Genomic DNA, 5,934 nt, shown 5'->3' on the forward strand with positions numbered 1-5,934 from the left:
ATGACCGAGAATTATCGAGGCTGCTACGAGTATTTGAGCGCACAATATCCGGAGGTCGGAGGCTATGAGTTTTATAAAGAGCTGTTTCCGGACAATGAGAACTCCGGAGAACGGCACACGGATTTTTCCCATCCGAACGCTGTGTATCTGTATCGGGACGAACAGAGCGAGGATAAGAAGCTCCGGCGCAGGAAGATGTATAACGACACATGGGAACAGGATTACATGGAGTTTGTCGAGGGGAACAGCCTTACTTTGTGCAGCGGTCTTGCATATCGCAGAAAGGAGAACAGGCTGGAGAACGCCCAGCGGATGTATGCTCTGATCTTCGATCTGGATGGCGTAGGTCTTGCCGAGCTGCGCAACCTCTTTCTGCGCTTTGGCGGCGATCCGGAGCGAGTGCGCCGGTTGCCGATGCCGACTTTCCTTGTTCTGTCGGGGACAGGGCTGCATATCTACTATGTTTTCCAGCAGCCGATTGACCTATACCCGAATATAAAAATTCAGCTTAAAAGTCTGAAATATGACCTCACTTTCCGGCTATGGGAGTATGGCAGCACTTCGCAGGTCAAGGCGATCCAGTATCAATCCATCAATCAGAGCTTCCGCATGGTGGGCAGCATCAATGACAAGCATGGGACGGAGCTGGTCGCTTTCCGTACCGGAGAACGGGTAACGCTGGATTATCTGAACGCCTACGCAAAGCCAGAAAACAGGGTGGATGTCAATAAGCCTTTCAGCCCATCCAAAATGACACGAGCTGAGGCGAGGGAGGCATATCCGGAGTGGTATGAGCGTGTTGTTGTGAGAGGCGAGAAAGGACGCAAGAAGTGGGATATTGCCGGAAAGGTGCATGGTGATGATCCGTATGCGCTCTACCATTGGTGGCTGCGGCAGATCGGAGAGATAAAGGGCGGGCATCGGTATTTCTTTTTGATGTGCCTTGCTATCTATGCTTACAAATGCGGTGTGTCGAAGCAGCAGCTCCGGCAGGATATGAAAGAGGCTTTTGATGATCTGCAGATGGTGAAGCATGAGAACGCATTGACCGAGGAAGATATACGGAGTGCGCTGGAAGCCTACGACAAGGAGTATTACAATTTCACGATTTCCGATATTGAAGCTCTGACCGATGTTCGCATCGAGCGCAACAAGAGGAATGGTAGATCACAGAAAGAGCATTTGAAAAGAGCAAGGGCGGTGCAGGAAGTGGATTATCCTGGCGGCACATGGAGAAGAAAAGGGGCAGAAGAAAAGAAAGCGCAAGTCTATGCGTGGCGGCAGGAGCATCCAGAGGGACGCAAGGCCGATTGTCATAGGGACACCGGACTTGATCCGAAAACGATCCGCAAATGGTGGGACACCGTACCGGAGGGGCATATAACGGTCAAAATACGCCCATCACAGGCTTTGAGCGATCTGTTGGTGGAGGAATTTAAGAAAGGGCTGTAAACGCCCCAGAAACGCCCTACAAGGCGTTTTCGGGGCGGGTAAGGGTTTTTATATTACCCCACCGAAAACGAGGCTTGAAAACCGCGCGAAATAAGGCTTTTTCACCCCCTAAATGTACACGCTGCGGTGTTAGCATATAGAAAGCACTGTTCATAGAAAAGTTGCAAAAAAACATTTGCAATGCACTTGCAAATGTCACGAATATTGAATATAATATTAGTGCAAGCTAAAAATGACGAGGAAAGGAGTGCTATTATGGCTAAAGGAAATATGACGATAAGAATGGAGCCGGAGCTGAAAGCACAGGCGGCAGCTCTCTTTAAGTCCCTCGGAATGGATTTGAGTACGGCAACGGGTATTTTTTATCGACAGGCACTTAGGTGTCATGGACTTCCCTTTGAAGTCAAGGTTGACGAGCCGAATGCTGTTACCTATGCGGCGATGGAGGCGGCAGAAAAGGGAGAGGATATGTATGGTCCGTTTGATAGCGTTGCAGATCTGATGGAGGCGCTGAATGCTTAAGCCGGAGTTTTCGGGGCAGTTCAAACGAGATTACAAGCTTGCGATCAAGAGAGGCTGCGATCCGAAGAAGTTGGAGGAAGTGATCACGCTGTTGTGTAACGAGCAGCCGTTGCCGGAGGCGTATCGAGATCATGCTCTCACTAATTCCAGAAATTATAAGGACATGAGAGAATGTCACATCGAGCCGGACTGGCTGTTGGTCTATAAAGTTGTTCGGCAGACTTTGATTTTGAAATTGATAAGGACGGGATCTCATAGCGATTTGTTTTGAGATTAACTCCGGATGAAAGAGTGGTGATGATATTTGGCGGGTGTAATAACGGAAATTGCAATAGAATGTGGCGTGTCGGAACAGGCAGTTCGTGCATGGTGTAGGCGAAACCATGTTGCGAAAGATGCGAAAGGAAGTTTCGCAATCAGCGAAAGTCAAAAAACCGCCATATATCAGCATTATTTAGGTGTTGAACGAAAGCAAGTTTCGCAACAGGCGAAAGCAAGTTGCGAAACTTGCGAAACCACTTTGATCGCTATGCTGCAGGGAGAATTAGACCGGAAAAGCGAGCAACTTGCTGTAAAGGACAAGCAGATCGAGGAACTGAACGCAAGGTTGGCGGAGGTCAGCTCGGCGTTGGTGACGGCACAGCAGACTGCGGCAGCGGCCCAGGCTCTCCATGCTGGGACAATGCATCAGCAGCTTCTTTCCGGCAAGTCCGGAGCCGATCAGCCGGAGCGTGAGACAGAACCGGTTCAAAAGCGTAGCTGGTTTAGTAGGTTCTTTGGGGACTAAACAGAACGACAAATCGGGAATTGATACTGTATTAAAAGATTTTCCTCTTTTCTGCCCTAAATGCAAATTGACGCATATCATTGATGTAGAAAAATTAGAGATTGTAATCAAAAATACAGAAAAACAAACTTTTATTATTTAGAAGAAAGGATATAAAAATGAAACGTTTACCTAAATATACGCCTGCGGAAGTACGGAATGATCCATACGGATTTACTTACAAAGAAATGTCGGAAGTTATTGGCGAGAATGAAGCAAAAGCCTTATATGAAGAATTATATAAGCAATTACCACGCAAAAAAAATCTATCAATGTTGGTAAAAAATATTTGCAAAAGCAGTGATACTGAAAAGTATGTTTACGAACTGAAAGACAACAAATACATTGAAACGGTTTTTATCAAGCGGCGAGATGGTGGAACTGTTTGCGTGAGCACACAAGTCGGTTGTCCTGTTGGTTGTATTTTTTGTGAGTCCGGGCGAAATGGCTTTGTTCGTAATCTAACATCGTCAGAAATCGTACAACAGATTATATTGTTGCGTCGAAAAGTAAACCGTATCGTTTTTATGGGTATGGGAGAGCCTTTATTCAATTATGACAACTTGATAAAAGCAATCCATATTCTCCGAGATAGATATGGGCTCAACTTTCCAACCGACGGCATTACCATATCAACAGTTGGTCCGGTCGATCAATTAAAAAAATTGCGCGAGGAACATCTTAAAATTCAGTTGACAATATCTTTACACGCAGCAACACAATCTGCAAGAAATCGTATTATTCCTCACATGCGCATATATGCTATTGAAGATGTTGTTAAGCAAGCCTTATCCTATTCTGAAAGGCATAATCGCAAAATTGTCTTTGCGTATTTGCTTTTACCGGGTATAAATGACCGGCCCTCAGATGTAAGACAACTTGCAAAATGGTTTCGGGGCAAAAAAGTTATGATTAACGTGTTACAATACAACCCAACAAGCAATTCAAGAATTAAAGCACCACAGAAACGGGAAATAGTTGCATTCAAACATCAATTAGAGCAAGCAGGACTTGAAGTTACTATGAGAGTTTCTCATGGCAGAGAGATTAACGCGGCTTGTGGACAGTTAGCTAACACATATAATAAATTCAAAAAAAAATGATTAAAAGTGCCAGACGCATAGACGCAGAGCCGATAACGCATTAGGTCAAAAAACCTATGTGTTATCGGCTTTTTTATGACCAATTCCAGTTTATCGGTGGGATGAAGGTCGGGGAGCCGTCCGCAGACGGCAGGGGCAGCGCCCCTCCGGAGCTGGCAGAGCAGCAGGCACGAGCCGGCAGTGAAGCAGCTCCGGCAACCCCTCCCCTTTAGGGGCGCAAAGCACTTTCACACCGCTGCACCGATGGGGTGGCGGTGTGAAAGTGCTTTTGCGTTACTTTCTCACCAGAAAGTAACAAAGAGGTTGTTTTTAGCGGAAATTTATGATAAAATAGAGGACGGAAGAATAAGCGGAAAGGGGGCGATTTTATGGGAGTTACGATTTCGGGTATGACAGGTGCAGGGAGCATCCGGCACAACAACCGCAGCTTCTCAGCGGCGAATGTAGACCGGAGCCGGACGGAGCAGAACATTGTTTTCTGCAACGAGGATCTGAAGCAGGTCTATCATATGGTCTTTGATGAAGCTCTCGCAGCCTACAACGCAAAGAAAACCAAAACGAGAGATAAGATACCGGACTACTATGAGCATATCCGGCAGAGTAAACAGGAAAAGCTGTTCCATGAAGCGATCTTCCAGATCGGCAACATGAGCGACTGTGGGTGCGGTACGCCGGACGGAGAACGGGCGGCGGCAGCTCTGAAAGATTTTGCGGAGTCTTTTGCAGAACGCAACCCCCATCTGCGGGTGTTCAATATGGTGCTGCACATGGACGAGGCAACGCCCCATCTCCATGTCGATTTTATCCCTGTGGCAACGGAGCAGTCAAGAGGACTTTCTACAAGGGTATCTATGAAACAGGCATTGAAGCAGCAGGGGTTTGTCGGTGTCGGCAGAAAGCAGACCGAATGGGCGGCGTGGATGGAACGGGAGAAAGAAGCTCTGACGGAGATCGCCCAGCGGCACGATTTTGAAATTATCTCTCTCGGCACGAACAGACCGCACATGGACTTGCCGCAGTTCAAGGAAGCGGCTGCGAGGCTGGAAGCGGTGCAGCAGCAGACAGCGGCAGTAGAGCGGGAGGTTGCTGAGCTGGAACGGCAGCGGGACGCTCTGAAAGGCACTGTGCGGCTCTTAAAGGAGGCTGACAGGGTAAATGCACCCCTGCATGATATTCAGCCGGAAAAGACGCTCACAGGGGCAGTAAAGGGCGTGACGGTGGATCAGGTCGAGCAGCTAAAGAAAATGGCACTGCGCAGCGTGACGGATCGGCACAAGGTACAGGAGCTGACGGAGGAAAACACCCGTCTGCGGTCACAGGTGCCGTCCATGAAGAAGCGGCTGGAAGAAGCGCAGCGGCAGCAGAGGCTTGAACAGGAAAACCGGAGGCTGCGCGATGAAAACTATTATCTGCAATCCGAGCTGCAGGAGGAACGCAGCTTCACCGAGCGTCTGACGGACGGCATCGGTCGGATGCTGGACTTCTTGGAAGAACACTTGCCGGAGCGTCTGCGTCCTCTGCTTGAAAAGGCGAGGGAGCTGCTGCCCGATCCGGAGATTGGACAGCAGCAGGAGCAACAGCAGCACCAGCGAGGAATGGGCGGCATGGAGCTGTAAAAGAAGCCTGTCCGGAGGGCTTGAAAATCTCTTTCGGACAGGCTATAATAACAACTGAAAATAGGGAATTGCTGTATTGATAATCTAAGCCCCCTGTAAGGGTACTCCCAACCTATATTTTTTCTCTCTGAAAGGGAGAAAGTCGGAGGGGAAAAGGGGGGTGAGCGGAGGGGTGTTGGAAGTGTGGTAAACCTCGTTAGAGGTTTTCCAAGCCACTGTGGTAAACCCATCGGGTTTTCCATAGTGGCGGCACTTTCAATGCCCCGCAGCGAGGGGGAAAAGGGGGAGGTGACTTTCTCTTTAAGGCGGCGTAGCCGCCGCTCTTTTGCTCCCCCTTTTCCCCCTTCCCGCCCGCAGGCGATCCCCGCCGCAGCGGATTTTCTTTTTGGTACTTTTTCTTTTGTGAGGTGGTAAT

At 48.7% G+C, this 5,934-nt stretch carries 7 protein-coding genes; all 7 read left to right on the forward strand.

Features of this window, described 5'->3' with window-relative positions; all coding sequences use genetic code 11:
• The 7 genes from ACI3EW_RS17050 (at window position 1) to ACI3EW_RS17080 (ending at window position 5,519) form a co-directional block, all read left to right on the forward strand.
• The gene (locus ACI3EW_RS17050; RefSeq protein ID WP_199488597.1) at window positions 1–1,452 is read left to right on the forward strand and encodes a hypothetical protein; all 1,452 of its coding nucleotides are present in this window, start codon (window positions 1–3) and stop codon (window positions 1,450–1,452) included.
• 255 nt (window positions 1,453–1,707) lie between these two features.
• Window positions 1,708–1,974: a type II toxin-antitoxin system RelB/DinJ family antitoxin gene (locus ACI3EW_RS17055; RefSeq protein ID WP_033119556.1), complete on the forward strand. Its 267-nt coding sequence runs from the start codon at window positions 1,708–1,710 to the stop codon at window positions 1,972–1,974.
• Entirely contained in the window at window positions 1,967–2,245 is a 279-nt protein-coding gene (locus tag ACI3EW_RS17060) for a type II toxin-antitoxin system YafQ family toxin (protein WP_021632616.1), read from the forward strand. Before ACI3EW_RS17055 ends, ACI3EW_RS17060 begins: the two co-directional genes overlap by 8 nt.
• A 258-nt stretch (window positions 2,246–2,503) precedes the next feature.
• A complete protein-coding gene (locus ACI3EW_RS17065; protein ID WP_021632615.1) occupies window positions 2,504–2,761 on the forward strand; it encodes a hypothetical protein in 258 nt (85 codons plus the stop codon).
• Window positions 2,751–2,903: a cysteine-rich KTR domain-containing protein gene (locus ACI3EW_RS17070; RefSeq protein WP_117567892.1), complete on the forward strand. Its 153-nt coding sequence runs from the start codon at window positions 2,751–2,753 to the stop codon at window positions 2,901–2,903. The genes ACI3EW_RS17065 and ACI3EW_RS17070 overlap by 11 nt, the downstream gene beginning before the upstream one ends.
• Before the next feature lie 16 nt (window positions 2,904–2,919).
• Entirely contained in the window at window positions 2,920–3,903 is a 984-nt protein-coding gene (gene rlmN / locus ACI3EW_RS17075; protein ID WP_002584956.1) for a 23S rRNA (adenine(2503)-C(2))-methyltransferase RlmN, read from the forward strand.
• Window positions 3,904–4,271: 368 nt separating this feature from the next.
• Complete coding sequence (locus ACI3EW_RS17080) at window positions 4,272–5,519, forward strand: plasmid recombination protein (RefSeq protein WP_015517767.1); 1,248 nt, start codon at window positions 4,272–4,274, stop codon at window positions 5,517–5,519.
• Window positions 5,520–5,934: the final 415 nt, after the last annotated feature.

The organism is Pilosibacter rotomagensis (assembly GCF_045062245.2).
GTDB lineage: Bacteria > Bacillota > Clostridia > Lachnospirales > Lachnospiraceae > Pilosibacter.

What these genes read in the sequence shown, in the direction of transcription:
- ACI3EW_RS17050 (WP_199488597.1), top strand. Translation starts at nt 1, where the DNA reads ATGACCGAGAATTATCGAGGCTGCTACGAGTATTTGAGCGCACAATAT.
- rlmN (WP_002584956.1), top strand. Translation starts at nt 2,920, where the DNA reads ATGAAACGTTTACCTAAATATACGCCTGCGGAAGTACGGAATGATCCA.
- ACI3EW_RS17080 (WP_015517767.1), top strand. Translation starts at nt 4,272, where the DNA reads ATGGGAGTTACGATTTCGGGTATGACAGGTGCAGGGAGCATCCGGCAC.
- ACI3EW_RS17055 (WP_033119556.1), top strand. Translation starts at nt 1,708, where the DNA reads ATGGCTAAAGGAAATATGACGATAAGAATGGAGCCGGAGCTGAAAGCA.
- ACI3EW_RS17065 (WP_021632615.1), top strand. Translation starts at nt 2,504, where the DNA reads ATGCTGCAGGGAGAATTAGACCGGAAAAGCGAGCAACTTGCTGTAAAG.
- ACI3EW_RS17060 (WP_021632616.1), top strand. Translation starts at nt 1,967, where the DNA reads ATGCTTAAGCCGGAGTTTTCGGGGCAGTTCAAACGAGATTACAAGCTT.